Origin of the sequence: Paenibacillus pasadenensis, assembly GCF_002864175.1 — a bacterium.
GTDB classification, from domain to species: Bacteria; Bacillota; Bacilli; order Paenibacillales; family Paenibacillaceae; genus Paenibacillus_O; species Paenibacillus_O pasadenensis.
The window spans coordinates 943,536-961,342 of the sequence record NZ_NFEZ01000003.1 but is presented as its reverse complement, the minus strand read 5'-3'; the positions used below and the strand labels follow the sequence as shown (position 1 = coordinate 961,342).

Below are 17,807 nucleotides of genomic sequence, written 5' to 3'. Positions count from 1 at the left end.
ATCCGAGCCGAATGGGACGAACAGGCCGCTGCGCGTGCCGAGCCGAATGGGACGAACAGGCCGCTACGCGAGCCGAGCCTTTCTCCGATTCCACTGGAAGCCGGATGCCCTGATTTCCTGACCTCCTAGGCGGAGGCCATCCGTCTTCCAAGAGGACCGCTGCCGCTTCTCCGAAAGGCATCGTCTCGCTCCGCTTCCTTCGTCCCGGCGCCCGCCTTCACCCCCTTTTTATAGGGGGTGGACCACGTCTCCCGCAGACCCGGGAGACGGCAGTCTCCATTGCGCCCAACGCTTACTAGCCAAGCGAGTTGGCGTGCTCTTACCAATCACCTGCTCGTGCCTGCATAGCTGCCACTCGCTTGTTGCCAACTCACCTTTGGTCTCGGAGGCGCGAAATCGAGCCCGTAAGTCGAAAAAATCGAGTTAGCCGGCGCTTGGGGCGCGAAGTCGAGTCAGTAAGTCGAAAAAATCGAGTTAGCAGGCTCTTGGGGCGTGAAGTCGAGTCAGTAAGTCGAAAAAATCGAGTTAGTTGGAATGCGGGTCGGAGGAAGGGAGCGCAGTTACGCGGAAAAACCGAGCAACTCGGGTAGGAGAAGGCCCAAGCGGTCGGAGTTACACGGAAAAACCGAGCAACTCGGGTGAGAGGAGGCCCAAGCGGTCGGAGTTACGCGGAAAAACCGAGCAACTCGGGTGGGAGGAGGCCCAAACGGACGCAGTTACGCGGAAAAACCGAGCAACTCGGGTAGGAGGAGGCCCAAACGGTCGCAGTTACGCGGAAAAACCGAGCAACTCGGTCGTGCAGACGGACAGGGGCGGTAGCAATTAGTCAGCGGAGCGGGTTGGATGAGCTTTTGCTTGCAAGGGCGGAGGCCTCCTCGCGAAGAAGCAACGTAGGCTCAAGGACCAGCAGTGAAGCGAACGGGGAGCTCGTGGAGAAGCGGCAGCGGTTCCCTTGGAGGCCGGATTCCACCCCAGCTGGGGAATGGGATCAAAGGAATCTGGGCTCCAGGGAGATCGGAACGAGCCCCCGTCCCGCGAAGCGAATACGGTCCTGGCCTGCGTTCGCGAAGCGATTACGGTCCTGGCCTGCCCCCGCGAAGCGAATACGGTCCTGGCCTGCCTTCGCGAAGCGAATACGGTCCTGGCCTGCCTCCGCGAAGCGAATACGGTCCTGGCTCCGCCCCCGCGAAGGGATCGCGGTCCTGGCTCCGCCCCCGCGAAGGGATCCCGGTCCTCCCCCGCCTCCGCGAAGGGATCGCGGTCCTGCCTCCGTCCCGCGAAGGGATCGCGGCCTGCCCCCGTCCCGATCCGCCGATCCGTGAAAGCGGGCCGGGCCTTCCGCCGATTTTGCTCTTTTCGTCTTGCAGCCCCCGTCCCGCTCGGTTGCACCGCTGAGCAGCTACTGAAGGGAGGGGCGGGAAAGCCCGACAATGGCCTCCATCGGATGCGACTCGCCCCGGATCAGATCGCGAAGCAGATGCGCCGCCATCATGCTGTAGACGGTGCCGTTGCCGCCGTAGCCGAGGCAGTAATAGACGCCGTCGCGCTCCGGATCGCGGCCGATGAACGGCAGGTTGTCCCGCGACTCGCCGAAGGCCGCGCTCCACTCGTAGTCGAGCGTGCTGTCGAGCATGGGGAACAGCTCCGCCAGCTGCCGAGACAGCTTGGCGATCCGCTTCTGGCGGGCCGCCTCGCCCTGCACCGGGTCGGGACGCTCCTCGTCGAGGCCGCCGATGACGATCCGGCCGTCGACGGTCGTGCGCAGGTACAGGTACGGCCGCGCCGTTTCCCACAGCATCATCCCTTGATGCCAGGGCTCCAGCGACTGCTGGACCGGCGTCACGCCGGCAAAGGAGCGGTTGATCGCGGCCTTGATCAGCTGCCCGCGCAGCTCCTCCGGCTCGTAGCCGACCGCATAGATGACATGCTTCGCCTCGATGCTCGCGCCGTCGGCCGTCTCGAGCACCTGCTTGCCGCCGTTCAAGCGGTGGAGCGCGATCTCCGTCCGCTCGCAGATGAGCAGTCCCGCATTCACCGCGGCGTTCGCCATCGCTTGCACGAACTGGAACGGATTCACCTCCGCGTCGCCGGCTGTGACGATCGCGCCCGGCTTGGAGAACGGGAAGCGGGAAGCGATGTCCTGCGGCTCCCAAAAATGGACCGGGAAGCCGTGTTCCCGCAGCGCCTCGTATTCCTTGCGCAGCTTGGGCAGATCCTGCTCGCTGCTGGCATAGTAAAGGCTGCTCCGGCGGCGGAAGCCGATGTCTCCCGGCAGCGTGGAGGCGGTCAGAGCCAGCTGCTCGACGGCATGCAGGCATTCCCGGTAGAAGCGCACGGCGTCGGTGCGGCCGATCTGCTCGATCAGCTCCGTCAGCATGACGTCATTGGAAAATTGCAGCAGCCCCGTATTCGCCGACGTGCTCGCTCCAGCTACGGCATCCCGCTCCAGCACGCAGGCGGAAATGCCGCTGCGCGCGAGCACGAGGCCGCAGCAGATGCCGGACATCCCGCCGCCGATGATGGCGACTTCGACTTGCTGCTTGCCCGCCAGAGGCGGATAGGACTCGACATGGGTCATCGTCAGCGGCCAAAACAGCTTGCCGGCATGGTGGTCGTTCATGGACAGATCATCTCCTGGTCATAATATAGCCCATCCGGCGAATCGGCTATGCGCGGTTATCGCGAGCGCCCGCTCCCGACATCGGGACCGGGCAAGCGGCAAAAGCCCCGCCCTCATCCATGAATAGATGGATGAGGGCGGGGCTTCGCAGAGCGCGGCTTTACTCCTGGACGGGATCGGGCACGAGTCCATCCTGCTCGAGCTCGGCATTGGTGCGCACGCGCTCCATGTCGTTGCCGAGCCGCTTCATGTCATCCACGTCCTGTACCATCGACCCGTTCTCGGCCTCGTCGACGTCCCGGTGGGGAGCGCCGGCCTGTCCGTCGCGGATCGGACCATTGTCCTTGGATTCAGGGCTGCTCATCGGAATCGCTCCTTTAGTTGGAGAAGCCGGCTCCGCTGCTGTCGTTCTTGAACACGTTGGCGGAAGCCTGCGCGTCCTTCTTGTTCGCCTCGGCCTCTTCCTTGATGTTGTCGACGTGGCGGCTCGCTTCGGAAGACACCTGCTGGGCATGATCCTTCACGTCCGCGATCGCTTCCTTCGTCTCGGAGACTGCCGTCGCCGCCGTCTCCTTGATGGCGTCCTGATGGACGAGAGCCGCTTCCTTCGCCTTGGCGGCGAGCTCCTGCACCTTGGTGCCGATAGCGGAAGCCTTTTCGCCGGCTACGGCGGCCGTCGACTTGGCCTGCTCGGCGAGCAGCGCGCCTTGCTTCTTGGCGTAATCCGCCGCGTCCGAGGACTTGCGGGCCAGATCCGTACGGAGCTCCTTGCCCGATTTAGGGGCGAACAGGAGGGCTGCCGCCGCGCCGATCGCGCCTCCGATCAGAATGCCTTTCGTTACGCCTCCGCCTTTAACGGTTTCGTTTGCCATGACCGTTCATCTCCTTTAATTCGTCGTTGAAGATAGATAACCGCTATTCGTTTCGTTGAAACGAGTACGGTGGTGCTTGGACGAATCGGACTGGTATAATGGATTGCCGGCTGCTCGGACGTCACCCGTCCGAGGAATCGGGAATACATCGGTAGAAGATCATCGGCACGATCAAAGAAAGGAAGCCTGACGCAGATGGACTACACGCAACAGCATCATCCCGGCGTGCCTCTCTCCGGCACGACGCGAGGACAATGGGCTGAAAACATCCATACCGGCCGCATCGCGGTCGTCGACGCCTCGGGCCGCCTGCTGGCAGCCGCAGGCGATCCCTACGCCGAGGCGTTCATGCGCTCGACCGCCAAGCCGGTGCAGGCGGCTCCGTCCATCGCGGCCGGCCTCATGGAGCGCTTCGGGCTCCCGGAGGAGGCGATCGCCCTCATGTCGGCCTCGCATCGCGGAGCGCCGGAGCATATCGCGCTGCTGGAGCGCATGCTGGAGCTGACGGGAGTGCGGGAGGAGCAGCTCGCCTTCCACGACGACCTGCCGCTCGGACGGCATGAGCGCGACGAGGCGATGCGGGCCGGAGCCGCGCCGCGCAAGCTGTATCATACCTGCTCGGGCAAGCATGTCGGCCTGCTCGCTTACTGCCGGATGATGGACTGGCCGCTCGAAGGCTACACGAACCCGGAGCATCCGCTGCAGCAGCGGATGCTGGAGGCCGTCGCAGCGTTTGCGGATCTGGAGCCGGAAGAGATCGGCCGCGCGGTCGACGGCTGCGGCTTGCCGGTATTCCGGCTGCCGCTCGAGGCGATTGCGCTGACGTACGCGCGGCTCGCGCTGCCGGAAGCCGCGATGGCGGACGACGAGGCGCTGCCCGCCGCCAGGCGCGTCGCGGAGGCGATGCTGGCGCATCCCGCCCTCGTCGAGGGCGAGGGCAGGCTCGCGAGCGTGCTGCTGGAGCATGGCATTCTCGCAAAAAGCGGCGCCCAGGGGATGTTCGCGCTGGCGATTCCGCAAGCCGGAATCGGCGCGGCGATTCAAGTCGACGACGGCGGAGAATCCGCCTGGCCGGTCATCGCGGCGGAGCTGCTCGACCAGCTGCGCGGCAGCCTGGACCTCGCCGGGGTGCTCCCGGAGGATCGGATCGACTTGGAGCGGCTGCTGTCCGCTGCGGCCGAAGGCGTGCGGGCCCAGTTCCCGGAAGTGATGGTCAGCTCGACGGGCGTCGAGACCGGCCGGCTGCGGCCGGCCTTCGAGCTCGAATGGAGCAGCGGCTTGTAAAGGAAGAAGCTGTCCCGGGCGGGACAGCTTCTTTTTGCGGACTGCAATCCAAAGCGGGATGGAGGTCAGGAGCCCCATACCGACTGCCTGTACTCGCTCGGCGATTCGCCGTAGAAGCGGCGGAACTGCCGCGAGAAATAAAGCGCGTCCTGCAGGCCGACGGAGGAGGCGATCTGCTCGACCGTCAGATCCTTGCGCTCGCGCAGCATGAGCCGGCCTTTGTCGATGCGCAGCCGCAGCAGGTACGAGACCGGCGTCGCGCCGGTATGGCGCTTGAACACGCGGGACAGGTACGCGCGGCTGTAGCCGAGCGACTCGGCGATGCCTTCCATCGTAACGGGCTCGGCATACTGCGTCGACAGCAGCCGCAGCAGCGCGCGCACGAGCGCGTTGTCCTCCTCCGCGCCGCCCGGCGCATCGCCGGGCTCGTCGCGGCGCGCGCAGGCGCGGGCGATCTCGCCGAGCGCCAGCTGCAGGCCGCCCGCCGCGGCGAGCTGCGCTCCCGCCGGCTGGCGCAGGGCGTCCATCGCCAGCCGCAGGGCGGCGGCCGGCCGGCGGCTGCGCCCCGTATCGGCGACCGTCCGGCCCGCGCCGAAGGCGGCGGCCGCCTCGGCCGCCCAAGGCCCGCGAAAGGCGATCCAGCGGTACGCCCACGGATCGGCGCGGTCGGCCTCGTAGGAGACGAGCTGCTCCGGCTCGATCAGGAACGACTGGCCGGCGCCGAGCTCATGCTCGGCGCCGCCGCCCGTGAAGCGGCCGCGGCCGGACAGCACATGATGGAGCAGGTAAAAGTCGTACACCTTCGGGCCGATCCGATGGCCGGGCCGCGTCTGGCCCTCGCCGGCAAACAGGATCTCCAGCGGCTGTCCGGCGCCCGTCTCCGCGCTGGACGCGACGCGATAGTAGAATTCCTTCACTCGCAAGCGCCTCCTTTATAAGCTAGATTGTATCCGCGACGGGCCTGATTGAACAGAAGAAGTCACATATATCCATATTCAGTTCACATGCTGCCATTCCGTGCGAGCTTTGCCGGACGTATACTGAGACTGTAACGAGCGCGGCGGCAAGCGTGGAAGCGACGGCTCAGACCCTTTGATGAGAGGCTGACCGGGCCCGATTTGTCTATAATGACCAATTCCGAGAAAAGGATGATTGAACATGGCGGATTTGAAACAGCTGACGGATTCGTTCCTGACTTTGTTTGGCGGAGAGGCGGAGAACATCCGCTTCTACCAGGCTCCGGGCCGGGTCAATCTGATCGGCGAGCATACCGACTACAACGGCGGCTACGTGTTCCCGGCCGCGCTCACGTTCGGCACGACGCTGCTGCTGCGGCCGCGGGAGGACCGCCTGCTGCGGTTCGCCTCGACGAATTTCCCGGACAAGCGGTTCGACGTGGCGCTGGACGGAATCGCGCATCGCGAGGAGGACGGCTGGAGCAACTATCCGAAGGGCATCGTCCATGAGCTGCAAAAAAGCGGACGGGGACCGGAGAAAGGCTTCGACCTGCTCTACCATGGCGAGATTCCGAACGGCTCGGGCTTGTCCTCCTCCGCTTCGATCGAGGTCGTCACCGGCTACGCGCTGCTGACCGAAGGCGGGCATCCGGTCGACCTCGCCGAGCTGGCGCTGCTGGCGCAGCGGTCCGAGAACGAGTTCAACGGCGTGCAGTGCGGCATCATGGACCAGTTCGCCGTCGCGAACGGCCGCGAAGGCCAGGCGATGCTGCTGATGTGCGACACGCTCGAGTTCCGCCACGTTCCGTTCGAGTCGGGCGACCATGTGCTCGTCATCGGCAACACCAACAAACGGCGGGGACTCGTCGACTCCAAGTACAACGAGCGGCGCGCCGAATGCGAGCAGGCCGTGCAGGAGCTGCGCTCCGCCTATCCGGAGCTGACGCTGCTCGGCCAGCTGACGCCGGAGCAGCTGCGCGCCGAGGAGAGCCGCATCGCCAGCGAGACGGTGCGGCGCCGCGCGCGGCATGTCGTCGAAGAGATCGACCGCGTGCTGCAGTCGGTCGACGTGCTGGAGCAGGGCGATCTGGCGGCTTTCGGCCGGCTGATGAACGCCTCGCATGACTCGCTGCGCGATCTGTACGAGGTGACGGGCCGCGAGCTCGACGCGATGGTCGACGCCGCGCGCAAGGTGCCGGGCGTGCTCGGCTCGCGCATGACGGGCGCCGGCTTCGGCGGCTGCACCGTCTCGCTCGTCCATAAGGACAGCGTGGACCGCTTCCGCGAGCAGGTCGGAGCCGAGTACGCCGCGGCGACGGGGCTGCAGGCGGACTTCTACGTCTGCTCGATCGGCGACGGCGTGTCCCGGATCGACGTCTAGCCTTCGCGGACCATATGCCGGAGGCGGGGTTTGTCGTATGATCGTAGAGGCGGCAAGCCTGGCAGAGACCGCATGAGCTTGGGAGAGGAGAGATCAGCATGGCAGTTCTGGTAACGGGAGGCGCGGGCTATATCGGCTCGCATGCCGTAGCCGCGCTTTTGGAAAAGGGAGAAGAGGTCGTCGTCGTCGACAACCTCCAGCAGGGCCACCGCGAGGCCGTCACAGGAGGACGCCTGTACGAGGGGGATCTTCGCGACGAGGAGCTGCTGGACCGCATCTTCCGCGAGAATGAGATCGACGCGGTCATCCACTTCGCGGCGAACTCGCTCGTCGGCGAGAGCATGAAGCTGCCCGGCAAGTACTACCACAACAACGTATACGGCACGCTCTGCCTGCTGGAGGCGATGAACCGCGCCGGCGTGAAGCGCATCGTGTTCTCCAGCACGGCCGCGACGTACGGAGAGCCGGAGAGCGTCCCGATCCGCGAGAGTGACCGGACCGAGCCGACCAACGCCTACGGCGAGACGAAGCTCGCGATGGAGAAGATGATCCGCTGGTTCGAGACGGCCCATGAGTTCCGCTACGTCTCGCTGCGGTACTTCAATGCGGCCGGCGCGCACGAGAGCGGCAAGATCGGCGAGGACCACGATCCGGAGACGCATCTCATTCCGATCGTGCTGCAGACGGCGCTTGGCCAGCGGCCGCATATCTCGGTATTCGGCGAAGACTATCCGACCGAGGACGGCAGCTGCGTGCGCGACTACATCCATGTCAGCGACCTGGCGGACGCGCATATCCTTGCGGTCGAGCGGCTGCGCAGAGGCGAGGCGAGCGCCGTCTACAACCTCGGCAACGGGCACGGCTTCTCGGTCAAGCAAGTGATCGACATCGCCCGCCGCGTGACCGGACGCGAGATTCCGGCCGTCATCGAGCCGCGCCGCTCCGGCGACCCGGCGGTGCTGATCGCCTCCTCGGAAAAGGCTCGCGCCGAGCTGGGCTGGAATCCGCATCGCAGCGATCTGGAGGCGATCATCGCCTCCGCCTGGGCCTGGCACCAGTCCCGTCCGCAAGGGTACCGCGGCTAAGGCGTGCAGGCAAGCACGCCCTAGTCCGGCCCGTTCCATCTAGAAAGGAGCTGCATCCCATGACAACGCATCAACCCGCTTCGTCCGCCGAGCAGGCGCTGCAGGCGGTCGAGGCACTGATCGCCGGCGCGCTGAGGCGCGGCCTGCTCGAGCCGCTCGACGCCGGCGCGGCCCGCAACGCCGTGCTCGACCTGCTCGGCTTCGACGCGCCGCTGCCCGGCGAGGAAGAACGGCCGGCCTGGAGCCAAGGCCTGCTCGAGCCGCCCGCCTGGGCGTCCGGCACAGCCGACGCCTCCCCGTCCGCCGACGGCCCGGGCATGCCGGTGCTGCTCGCTCCGCTGCTCGATTATGCGGCGGAAGCCGGCATCGTGCCGGACCGGACCGTGACGCAGCGGGATCTGCTCGATGCGCGCATCATGGGGCTGCTCCTGCCGAGGCCGTCGGAGACGCAGGCGCGCTTCGCCCTGACCGCGGCGAGCCAGGGCGTGGCGGCGGCGACCGACTGGTTCTACCGGCTCAACGTCGACAGCAACTACATCCGCATGGACCGCGTCGAGCTGAACCGGAGCTGGACGCATCCGACGGAGTACGGCGAGCTGGAGATTACGGTGAACCTGTCCAAGCCCGAAAAGGACCCCGCCGAGATCGCCCTGCTCAAGACGCTGCCTCCGTCGAGCTACCCGAAATGCCTGCTCTGCAAGGAGAACATGGGCTACGCGGGACGCGCGGACCATCCGGCCCGCCAAAACCACCGCATCCTGCCGCTCCAGCTGAGCGGCGAGGCATGGTTCCTGCAGTATTCGCCTTATGTGTACTACAAGGAGCACTGCATCGTGTTCCGCGCCGAGCATGTGCCGATGGCGATCAGCGAGGAGAGCTTCGGACGGCTGCTCGACTTCGTCCGGCAGCTGCCGCATTATTTCGTCGGCTCCAACGCCGACCTGCCGATCGTCGGCGGCTCGATTCTGAGCCATGACCATTTCCAGGGAGGCCATCATGCGTTCCCGATGCAGACGGCGCCGATCGAGGCGAGCTTCCGCCATCCCGGCTACGAGGATCTCCGCTTCGGCATCGTCCGTTGGCCGATGAGCGTGCTGCGCGTCAGCGGCAGCGATCCGGACCGGCTGCGGCGGGCCGCGGGCGAACTGCTCGCGGCCTGGCGAGGGTACAGCGATCCCGAGGCGGAGGTGCTGGCGTCCAGCGTCCAGAACGGCGAGCGGGTGCCGCACAACACGATCACCCCGGTCGCCCGCAGAGGAGCGGACGGCTCCTACGAGCTCGACCTCGTGCTGCGCAACAATCGCACGAGCGAGCGGCATCCGGAGGGCATTTTCCATCCTCATCGCGAGCTGCATCATCTCAAAAAGGAGAACATCGGCCTGATCGAGGTGATGGGACTGGCCGTGCTGCCCGGCCGGCTGAAGCAGGAGATGGAGCTGCTCGCCTCCTGCCTGGACGGCTCGGCCTCGTGGGAGCAGGCGCTGGCGGAAGGACCGCCGACGATGGAGCAGCATCGGCTCTGGCTGGAGGAGCTGCAGGCTTCGGCCGGCGGCGCGGCGCTGGAGCGCGGAGAGGCGCTGCGGCTCGTGGAGGCTTCGGCTGGCGACAAGTTCCTGCAGGTGCTGCGGGATGCGGGAGTGTACAAGCAGACCGGAGAAGGACGGGAAGCGTTCGGACGCTTCCTGGCCTCGGCCGGCCTCGTGCCGGCTGGTTGACCGAAGCGGCGGCGCAGGGTCGGAGCCGGAGCAAAAGCATCAGGACGAAGCCCGGGGGCGGGAGAGCCTCCGGGCTTCGTCTTTTTTGCATTCCGATCGAGGCGCATTCTGTCGAATCTGCATGAATGTGAACAAAATTTCTGGTCGAAATTTACCGATGTTCATAGATTGATCAAAAATGGCGTCATCAAGAGGTCAATTGTAAAAATAAATTAAAAAATCAATTGTAGAACGTTCGTTTCTATGGTATTTTTTTATATATAAACGTTAATAAATTGACTATTATCACGTTCGACATGTTAATGTGGAGGGGAAACGAAAACGATGCAAATTATGCCGCTTGAGGATTTTCTGAAATTGGACTCGGACGAACAGGTCGAGAAGCTGAAGCGCTGGAAGGCGGACTACACGCTCAAGGATATCCGCGAAGCCTGGAACTTCAAGCATTCCGCCCAGTACTACATGCTGCTCAAGAAGCTGCGCATCTACGAGCGCGTCGTCAACAAATCGGACAAGTTCTACCCGGACCAGCTGAACGGCAGCCAGGCTCCGGCGGGAGAGCGGACGAGCTTCTCCTACCCGGCCCGCGAGCAGAAGCTGCCGGCCGATCAGTTCGGCTACCAGCTGAACGTGACGCTGACGGGACCGGAGCTCGCCGACAAGCTGGAGCGCCTCGCGGCCTTCCTGCGCGGCGAGCAGAAGAGCGTATCCGTACGCCTCTCCGTGGAAGCGGCTGCCGAGGAGGCCGGCGCCTCCGAAGAGGGCCAGGAAGAAGAGCAGACGGCCGTCTAAGCCGGATCGCATCGCGCCATCAAACGCCAAACAAGGTACCCGCTGCTGCGCGCGGGTACCTTGTTTTGATGTCGGGCCTTTCCGGCGCGGGGCCGGATGAAGGGCGGGGACGGCGCTGCCGGCGCCGGCCGTCAGCCGACTCTGCGGAGCTTGCCGAGCTCGGAGACGAGCGCCTCCACCTCGGAGATGCTGAACGACGGCTTGGAGGCGACGACCTCGTACAGGTCGCGGATGTCCTCGTAGCGGTCGATGGAGAAGGAAGAGGCCTGCATCGCGGCGGCCGTCGCCATGCGGAGCTTCTCCTTGATCGCCTCGATCATGAATTCGACGTTTTGCTGGGTAGGCTCGTTGAGATCTGGCATAGGTTCCTCCTGTGGACTTGCTCTGCTTTCGGTCCATTGTATCATGAATGCCGGCCGCTCGCCGAGAGCTCGTTGAATCTGCTCCCGCACATCCGTTACAATGAAGCGAGACGGGCGGGTCAGGGAGCGGACGGCGGCATCAGGCGGCGCTCACCCCGCGTTAATGAGGGTGCGGATAATGAATCGTGAACCAAAAACGAACCGGATGGAAGATTCGGCCAAATGGGCTCGCGTGGACAAGGCCGGGCTGCAGACGTTTTTCGAGGCGGTGGCGGCCAAGTTCCCGGCTCGGGAGGACGTCGTTTTCCTCTGCATCGGCAGCGACCGCTCCACGGGAGATTCGCTCGGGCCGCTGGCCGGCTCGCTGCTGGCGGAGCTCGGCTTTCCGCGCGTGCTGGGCACGCTGGAGCATCCTTGCGACTCGGAGCAGGTCGGGCCGATCCTCGCGACGCTGCAGGAGGCGAGCTGCGTCGTAGCGATCGACGCCTGCCTCGGGAGGGCCGAGTCGACCGGACTGTATCTGGTGCGCAGCGGGCCGCTGCAGCCGGGCCAGGCGATCGGCCAGCATCTGCCGCCGGTCGGCGATTACAGCGTGGCGGCGGTCGTCAACACGCAGGGACATAAGCCGTATTGGATCATTCAGACGACGAGCCTGTACCGGGTGCTCGGCATGGCCCGCACGATCGCGGATGCGGCGGCGGCGGCCTGGCCGGGGGAGGACCGCGCGCCGGCAGGTTTGATGCCCGGCTCGCCGCGGCAATAAGGACGACTACATGCACGACGAAAGGATGAGGATGTCGATGTCGAACCGAACGCTCGCCAACCGCAGGCTTACGCTTCAAGGAGGCGCCGATCTGGCCTACCGCGACAACGGAAGAGGCGGCGAGGCCGGAACCGCGCTTGTGCTGCTGCACGGATTTTGCGGCAGCTCCGCCTATTGGGAGCCGCTGCTGCCGCTGCTCGAGCCGCATGGAAGGGTCATCGCGCTCGATCTGCGCGGGCATGGCCAGTCATCCGCCGCCGGCGAGGACATCATCGGCATGGAGACGCTCGCCGACGATGTCGCGGAGCTGCTCGAGTCGCTCGAGGTTGGCCCGGCGGTCGTGCTCGGCCATTCGATGGGGGGCTACGCCGCGCTCGCGCTGGCCGAGCGGCATCCGCAGCTGCTCGCAGGACTCGGCCTGATCCACTCGACGCCGCTGCCGGACAGCCCCGAAGCCCGCGAGGGCCGGGACAAGGCCGCGGCCGCGCTGGCTGCGGACGGCATCGTGCCGTTCGTGGACGGGCTCGTGCCGAAGCTGTTCGCGCCCGGAGCGGACGGCAGCCTGCTGGACAAGGCCAAGGAGATCGGCTACGGCACGGCCGCGTCCGCAGCCGCCGCGGCGGCGCGCGGCATGAAGGCTCGCCCTGACCGCAGCTCCGTGCTGCAGTCGCTGGAAGCGCCGCTGCTGCTCGTCGCGGGCAGCGAGGACGGCGTCGTGCCGCCGGCCAAGGCATTCGCCGCCGAGGCGCCCCGGACGCGCAAGGAAACGCTGGACGGAGCGGGACATATGAGCATGATGGAGCAGCCGGAGCGGCTGGCCGGACTTATCCGGGACTGGCTCGGCTTCTTGCCGGGGCAGAGCCGCTAGCGGGCGGTCCGGCCGGCAGTCGTCGCGAGGCATCATCGGAGGAGGGATCGCATGTTCCAGAGGGATTACATCATGCGGATGATCGAGGGCATGGCGCAAGTATCGGCGACGATCCTCGGCCTGCGCAAGGCCGGCAAGCAGGAGGAGGCGCTGCAGGTCGTCGAGGAGCTGCTCGACCGGCAGTTCGGCATGAACGGCAGGCTGCTCAAAAGCTTGTCCGAGGACGATCTCGTCCGCATGCTGTCCCGTTCCGGCGATCCGGACCCGTCCCTGCTGCTCGGACTCGGGCTGCTGCTGCGGGAAGAAGCGTCCGTACAGGACGACCTCGGCCGCGAAAGCGCCGCGTTCCATACGCGGCTGAGGGCGCTGCATCTGCTGCTGCGAGCCTCTTCGTACGGCGCGGAGCCGAGCCCGGACGGCGACGCCGAGCGGCTGCTCGGGGAGCTGTCCGCCTATGAGCTGCCCCCGGACAGCAAGCGCCGGATCGCCGCTTGGCGCGAGGAGCAGGGGCGGTACGATCGCGCCGAGGATTTGTGGTACGAGCTGCACGAGGACGGCCGGCTGGAGCCGGGCGAGCTCGGTCGTTTTTACGGCCGGCTGCAGCATCTGACGGATGAGAGCCTGGAGCGGGGCGGACTGAGCCGCCAGGAGCTGCTGGAGGCGGCGAAGCCTTGGCTCGCCGAGACCGGCAAGGAATAGAATGCGACCGAGCGCCGGCAAGCGGCGCGGACGGCGGAAGCGGCCCCAGCCGGCAGATGCGGCTCGGGGCCTTGCTTTTCGCTGCGGGAACGAAAGGAGCCGAATGCAGGGATGATGAGAGAAGAGTGGGAACAGGCGCTGGAGAAGGCGGTCGGACAGGAGGCGCTGCTGCAGGCGACGTTCAGCGGAGCGAAGGGCTCGGCCGAGGAAGAAGGCGGCCTGCCTCCTCGCACGGTCGTGCGGCCGGTGCGGCTGAAGTCGGGACTGCGCTACCAGTTCGAAAAGCACTACCCGACGAAGGTGCTGCATGAGAACGTCGAGCCCGGCGACGCCGCCGGCCGCATGGCCGGACTGCTGCGCGCCGGCTACCGGCAGGCGCTCGTCAAGACCAAGGAGGCCGATCTGCAGGTCTTGATCTCCAAAAAAGGAAAAGCCGCGCTGCTGCGCAAGCCGCCGACCGGCAAGGCGGCGGCCGACGCTCCGTCGCATGACCGGATGAAGAAGCGGGTGCTGACGGAGGGCGAGGCGCCGGCGTTCCTGCAGGAGCTGGGCATCCTGACCCGCGAGGGCAAGGTGAAGGCGGACAAGCAGGACAAGTACCGCCAGATCAACCGTTTCCTCGAGATGGTGCAGGACGTGGCGGCAGAGCTGCCGACGGGGCGCGAGCTGACGATCGTCGACTTCGGCTGCGGCAAATCGTATCTCACGTTCGCCCTCTACCATCTGCTGGCCGTCGAGCAGAAGCGGCCGCTGCGCGTCATCGGGCTCGATCTGAAGGAGGATGTCATCTCGTTCTGCTCGGCGCTGGCGGAGCGGCTCGGCTACGACAGGCTGTCGTTCCAGGTCGGCGACATCGGCCAGTTCGGAGGGCTCGAGCAAGCCGACATGGTCGTCACGCTGCATGCCTGCGATACGGCGACCGACGCCGCCTTGGCCAAAGCGGTCGGCTGGGACGCCTCGGTCATCCTCTCGGTGCCCTGCTGCCAGCATGAGGCGTTCCGCCAGATCCGGAGCGAGCCGCTCGCGCCGCTGCTCGACCACGGCCTGCTCAAGGAGCGCTTCGCCGCGCTCGCCACCGACGCGGCTCGCGCCTCGCTGCTGGAGGCGGCCGGCTACCGGACCCAGGTGCTCGAGTTCATCGATCCGGAGCATACGCCCAAAAACCTGCTCATCCGCGCCGTCCGCCGCCGGGAGTCGGGCGCTGCCGCCGAGCATCGCCTCCGGAAGTGGGAGGAGTACCGTCGCTACCGCGACTCGCTGAGCCTCGATCCCGCTCTCGAGAGGATGCTCCGCAGCGCCGGAAGGCTCCCGGAATAAACGGCCGGACGTTGCCCGGCACCTGGAATCGGCCCTTCTCCCAAGCGTCAATCCGTGCTGGAATTGCCTCGATCCTGTGCTATAATGGAAGACAATGGAACGATGCAGGGATGGGTGAAGGGCTTGGAATCATGGATTTGGATTGATTTCAGTGTGTCTGTCTTCATGCTCGGCCTGTTTTTTTATATTTTTATTCATAATCCAATAACACGCCTGCATAAGGCGTATTTGGTTTTTCACTTTTTCATGCTCCTCTGGCCTCTCTCCCAGTTTCTCCTCCAAACGACGACGATCGTCCAATACCAATTGCTTTTCCGTTCGATCTCTTACGCGGGGCTGTCGCTGCAAGGGCTCGGCTGGCTCGTCTTCGTCTGCTTCCTGACGGGACGCTCCTATCTCCTGACCCGGCTGACGCTTGCGCTGCTGGCCGGTCCGACCGCGCTGCTCGCAGCGCTCGTGCTGGCCGAGCCTCGGCAGTTCTTCCTCCTCTCCGGGGACGGCGCGGGCGCGGTGCAGCGGTTCGGTCCGCTGTCCTGGGCGCTGCTGGCCCAGCTCATGCTGATGGCGGGACTGTCGATTGCCTGCATCCTCTCGGCGCTGCGCGCAGGAACGACGCTTCGCCATCGCAAGCAGGTCGGGATGGCTCTCAAGGGGCTGCTGCTGTTCCTGCTTTTCGGCTGGCTGGACCTGCTCGTCAACGTCGTCTACGACAGCCGCTTTCCCGATATCTCCGGCATCTCCTCGGTCGGGCTCGCGCTGACCGCCCTCTATTTCTGCGTCTCCATCGACCGCTACCGCGTGTTCGACATCGTGCGCATCGCCCAGCAGGACATCGCCGATTCGATGTCGGCCGGCCTGCTCGTGCTCGACGCGGAAGGCACGGTGCTGGAGGCCAACCGCTCGCTGCAGCGTTATCTGTCCGTGCAGAGCGGGGACCGCTTCGATCTGGGCGCTTTTTTGCGCTCGCAAAAAAGGTCTTCCGGAGAAACGGCCGCGGAGCTCGGCCGAGCCGGCGAGGCGGTGGCGGAGCCGATCCTGCAGGAGCTGGTGCTGAGCGCCTCCGACCTGCCCGGCGCGCCTTTGCTCCACGTCCAGGTGCACGCTTCTCCGATTGTGTCGGGGGAGCGCGAGCTGCTGGGGCGGGTCGTCACGTTCCAGGACGTCTCGGAGATCCGCCAGCTCGTCGAGGAGAAGCATCGGCAGAACGAGATGCTGCAGCTCCGCAACCGCGAGCTGGTCCAGATCCAGGAGGAGCTGTTCCGGGCCAATCTCAAGCTGGAGGAGATGGCGACGACGGACAGCCTGACCGGCTGCTACAACCGCCGCTTTCTCATGCAGCGGCTGGAGCAGGAGGTGGTGGCGAACGTCCGGTACCGGATTCCGTTCGCGATCATCCTGTTCGACATCGACCATTTCAAAGGCATCAACGACCGTCACGGGCATCTCGTCGGGGACGAGGTGCTGCTGGAGACGGCGACGGCCGTCAAGGGCATGCTGCGTCGCTCCGACGTGCTCGCCCGTTATGGCGGAGAGGAATTCGCGGTTTATCTCCCCCACACGACCCGCCTGCAGGCCGAGCGCCTCGCCGAACGGCTCAAGATCGGGGTAGAGGCGAACCGGGTCGCTACGGGACGGCCGGGACTGACGCTGTCGATTACGATCAGCCTCGGCGTCTTGTCGGTCGAAAACGAGAGTCCGCTCGGAATCAAGGACCCGAAGGCCTATTTGCGGGAATTGTTCGAGGAAGCGGACGCCGCGCTATACGAGGCGAAGGGCAACGGGCGCAACTGCATGGTCGGAAGGAGAAGGGCCTAGGTATACTTCGGGACGTTCGACCCCCTCAAAGGAATGACAACTCTTCGAACCATTTGGTAGAATAGAAGGAAAATCCCGTATGTCAGCTCAATTCCGGCTGGACCAAAAGAAAGTGGAGCCCAAGCATGAGAAAAGTACAACTCGACCGCATCCAGCCCGGCGCGACGCTGGCCAAGCCGATCTTCCGCGAGGACGGCAACGTGCTGCTGGGGGCGGGCATGCCGCTGAGCGAGCGGTTCATCCAGCGGCTGCGCGATCTTGGCGTCGACATCGTCTATATCGAGGACGAGCTTACCGCAGGCATCGAGCCGAACGAGACGCTGCGCGAGGAGACCCGCCGCAAGGCGGCCGCGGCGATGCACAAGCTGGTCGCCGACCAGATGAGCCAGTCCGCCGTCAAGGGGCGGGCGGCGCGGCCGGAGCTAGGCCGCGTCTTCCGGTCGGTATTCAGCGAGATCCTGAACGATGTCATGCGCCGAGAGGACGTGTTCGCCGGGCTGAGCGAGATCAACACCCACGACTCCTATCTATTCCAGCATTCGATCAACGTGGCGGTGCTGGCCGGCATCATCGGCATCGCCAAGGGCTACAACCGCAATCAGCTGGAGGAGCTCGGCATCGGCGCGCTGCTGTTCGACATCGGCATGACCAAGGTTCCCCGCGCCATCCTGGACAAAAAGGGACCGCTCACGGCCGAGGAGCGCAAGGTCATGGAGCGCCATGCGGTCGACGGCTACGATCTGCTCCGGAAGGAGCATGATCTGTCCCTGCTGTCGGCTCATTGCGCCCTGCAGCATCACGAGCGCTACGACGGCAGCGGCTATCCCCGCGGCCTGCGCGGCGGCGAGATCCACGAATACGCGCAGATCGTCGCCATCGCCGACGTGTTCGACGCGCTCACCTCGTCGCGGTCGTACCGCAAGCGCTATACCCCGTCGGAGGCGATCGAGTTCCTGTTCGCGGCCGGCAACACGTATTTCGACCTGGAGCTGGTGCGGCTGTTCTGCAGCCATATTTCCATGTACCCGGTGTCGACGACCGTGCTGCTCAGCACAGGCCAGATCGGAGTCGTCGCGCGCAATTTCCAGGTGGCTGTCCATCGTCCGGTCATCCGGATCATCCGCGAGGCTGGAGGCAGAGTGCCGGCCGAGCCTTACGAGATCGATCTGCGGGACCAGCTTCATGTGACGATCGTTCGCGAGATTTAGCTTGGCCACTAAGGATTGGGGAGGATCAAGATGATGCAGCCTGATTCAACGGCTCCCGCTCAAGCAGCAG

Annotated in this window: 16 protein-coding genes; 11 read left to right on the top strand and 5 right to left on the bottom strand. The window is 65.4% G+C overall.

All coding sequences use genetic code 11. The annotated features are described in order from the left end of the window. Positions 1 to 1,399: 1,399 nt before the first annotated feature. From B8V81_RS07820 to B8V81_RS07810, 3 genes are all read right to left on the bottom strand, one after another. Positions 1,400 to 2,620, bottom strand: coding sequence for an NAD(P)/FAD-dependent oxidoreductase (locus B8V81_RS07820; protein WP_028599476.1), 1,221 nt, complete (start codon positions 2,618 to 2,620; stop codon positions 1,400 to 1,402). Between the two features lie 160 nt (positions 2,621 to 2,780). Next, complete coding sequence (locus B8V81_RS07815; protein WP_043111523.1) at positions 2,781 to 2,984, bottom strand: hypothetical protein; 204 nt, start codon at positions 2,982 to 2,984, stop codon at positions 2,781 to 2,783. 13 nt (positions 2,985 to 2,997) lie between these two features. After that, positions 2,998 to 3,492, bottom strand: coding sequence for a YtxH domain-containing protein (locus tag B8V81_RS07810; protein WP_052333375.1), 495 nt, complete (start codon positions 3,490 to 3,492; stop codon positions 2,998 to 3,000). Positions 3,493 to 3,687: 195 nt separating this feature from the next. Here B8V81_RS07810 and B8V81_RS07805 point away from each other — a divergent pair, with 195 nt between their 5' ends. Continuing rightward, positions 3,688 to 4,776 carry an asparaginase gene (locus B8V81_RS07805; RefSeq protein ID WP_052333376.1) on the top strand — a complete coding sequence of 363 codons (1,089 nt, stop codon included), beginning with the start codon at positions 3,688 to 3,690 and terminating at the stop codon, positions 4,774 to 4,776. A gap of 65 nt (positions 4,777 to 4,841) precedes the next feature. Here B8V81_RS07805 and B8V81_RS07800 read toward each other — a convergent pair whose 3' ends face one another. Further along, entirely contained in the window at positions 4,842 to 5,693 is an 852-nt protein-coding gene (locus B8V81_RS07800; protein WP_101808083.1) for an AraC family transcriptional regulator, read from the bottom strand. Between the two features lie 241 nt (positions 5,694 to 5,934). Between B8V81_RS07800 and B8V81_RS07795 the strand changes: the two genes are divergently transcribed. From B8V81_RS07795 to B8V81_RS07780, 4 genes are all read left to right on the top strand, one after another. Then, positions 5,935 to 7,113, top strand: a complete 1,179-nt coding sequence (locus B8V81_RS07795; protein ID WP_101808082.1) for a galactokinase — start codon at positions 5,935 to 5,937, stop codon at positions 7,111 to 7,113. Positions 7,114 to 7,211: 98 nt separating this feature from the next. Further along, the gene (galE, locus tag B8V81_RS07790; RefSeq protein WP_028598520.1) at positions 7,212 to 8,198 is read left to right on the top strand and encodes a UDP-glucose 4-epimerase GalE; all 987 of its coding nucleotides are present in this window, start codon (positions 7,212 to 7,214) and stop codon (positions 8,196 to 8,198) included. A gap of 59 nt (positions 8,199 to 8,257) precedes the next feature. Beyond that, positions 8,258 to 9,913, top strand: coding sequence for a UDP-glucose--hexose-1-phosphate uridylyltransferase (locus tag B8V81_RS07785; protein WP_028598519.1), 1,656 nt, complete (start codon positions 8,258 to 8,260; stop codon positions 9,911 to 9,913). A gap of 357 nt (positions 9,914 to 10,270) precedes the next feature. Then, the gene (locus B8V81_RS07780; protein WP_228551670.1) at positions 10,271 to 10,705 is read left to right on the top strand and encodes a hypothetical protein; all 435 of its coding nucleotides are present in this window, start codon (positions 10,271 to 10,273) and stop codon (positions 10,703 to 10,705) included. Positions 10,706 to 10,836: 131 nt separating this feature from the next. Here B8V81_RS07780 and B8V81_RS07775 read toward each other — a convergent pair whose 3' ends face one another. Continuing rightward, a complete protein-coding gene (locus B8V81_RS07775; protein WP_028598517.1) occupies positions 10,837 to 11,067 on the bottom strand; it encodes a DUF1128 domain-containing protein in 231 nt (76 codons plus the stop codon). 178 nt (positions 11,068 to 11,245) lie between these two features. Here B8V81_RS07775 and yyaC point away from each other — a divergent pair, with 178 nt between their 5' ends. The 6 genes from yyaC to B8V81_RS07745 all read left to right on the top strand — a co-directional run bounded on the left by yyaC (position 11,246) and on the right by B8V81_RS07745 (position 17,737). Further along, positions 11,246 to 11,830, top strand: coding sequence for a spore protease YyaC (gene yyaC / locus B8V81_RS07770; RefSeq protein WP_052333134.1), 585 nt, complete (start codon positions 11,246 to 11,248; stop codon positions 11,828 to 11,830). A gap of 37 nt (positions 11,831 to 11,867) precedes the next feature. Beyond that, complete coding sequence (locus tag B8V81_RS07765; RefSeq protein WP_028598516.1) at positions 11,868 to 12,698, top strand: alpha/beta fold hydrolase; 831 nt, start codon at positions 11,868 to 11,870, stop codon at positions 12,696 to 12,698. A gap of 51 nt (positions 12,699 to 12,749) precedes the next feature. Next, positions 12,750 to 13,397, top strand: a complete 648-nt coding sequence (locus B8V81_RS07760) for a DUF6483 family protein (protein ID WP_101808081.1) — start codon at positions 12,750 to 12,752, stop codon at positions 13,395 to 13,397. Positions 13,398 to 13,508: 111 nt separating this feature from the next. After that, complete coding sequence (locus B8V81_RS07755) at positions 13,509 to 14,714, top strand: class I SAM-dependent methyltransferase (RefSeq protein WP_425320484.1); 1,206 nt, start codon at positions 13,509 to 13,511, stop codon at positions 14,712 to 14,714. 84 nt (positions 14,715 to 14,798) lie between these two features. After that, complete coding sequence (locus B8V81_RS07750) at positions 14,799 to 16,529, top strand: histidine kinase N-terminal 7TM domain-containing diguanylate cyclase (protein ID WP_101808080.1); 1,731 nt, start codon at positions 14,799 to 14,801, stop codon at positions 16,527 to 16,529. 125 nt (positions 16,530 to 16,654) lie between these two features. After that, positions 16,655 to 17,737, top strand: a complete 1,083-nt coding sequence (locus B8V81_RS07745; protein ID WP_028598512.1) for an HD-GYP domain-containing protein — start codon at positions 16,655 to 16,657, stop codon at positions 17,735 to 17,737. Positions 17,738 to 17,807: the final 70 nt, after the last annotated feature.

Coding starts and splice junctions, on each gene's coding strand:
- B8V81_RS07820 (WP_028599476.1), bottom strand. CDS start 2,620: ATGAACGACCACCATGCCGGCAAGCTGTTTTGGCCGCTGACGATGACC.
- B8V81_RS07815 (WP_043111523.1), bottom strand. CDS start 2,984: ATGAGCAGCCCTGAATCCAAGGACAATGGTCCGATCCGCGACGGACAG.
- B8V81_RS07810 (WP_052333375.1), bottom strand. CDS start 3,492: ATGGCAAACGAAACCGTTAAAGGCGGAGGCGTAACGAAAGGCATTCTG.
- B8V81_RS07805 (WP_052333376.1), top strand. CDS start 3,688: ATGGACTACACGCAACAGCATCATCCCGGCGTGCCTCTCTCCGGCACG.
- B8V81_RS07795 (WP_101808082.1), top strand. CDS start 5,935: ATGGCGGATTTGAAACAGCTGACGGATTCGTTCCTGACTTTGTTTGGC.
- galE (WP_028598520.1), top strand. CDS start 7,212: ATGGCAGTTCTGGTAACGGGAGGCGCGGGCTATATCGGCTCGCATGCC.
- B8V81_RS07785 (WP_028598519.1), top strand. CDS start 8,258: ATGACAACGCATCAACCCGCTTCGTCCGCCGAGCAGGCGCTGCAGGCG.
- B8V81_RS07775 (WP_028598517.1), bottom strand. CDS start 11,067: ATGCCAGATCTCAACGAGCCTACCCAGCAAAACGTCGAATTCATGATC.
- yyaC (WP_052333134.1), top strand. CDS start 11,246: ATGAATCGTGAACCAAAAACGAACCGGATGGAAGATTCGGCCAAATGG.
- B8V81_RS07765 (WP_028598516.1), top strand. CDS start 11,868: ATGTCGAACCGAACGCTCGCCAACCGCAGGCTTACGCTTCAAGGAGGC.
- B8V81_RS07760 (WP_101808081.1), top strand. CDS start 12,750: ATGTTCCAGAGGGATTACATCATGCGGATGATCGAGGGCATGGCGCAA.
- B8V81_RS07755 (WP_425320484.1), top strand. CDS start 13,509: ATGATGAGAGAAGAGTGGGAACAGGCGCTGGAGAAGGCGGTCGGACAG.
- B8V81_RS07750 (WP_101808080.1), top strand. CDS start 14,799: ATGGAAGACAATGGAACGATGCAGGGATGGGTGAAGGGCTTGGAATCA.
- B8V81_RS07745 (WP_028598512.1), top strand. CDS start 16,655: ATGAGAAAAGTACAACTCGACCGCATCCAGCCCGGCGCGACGCTGGCC.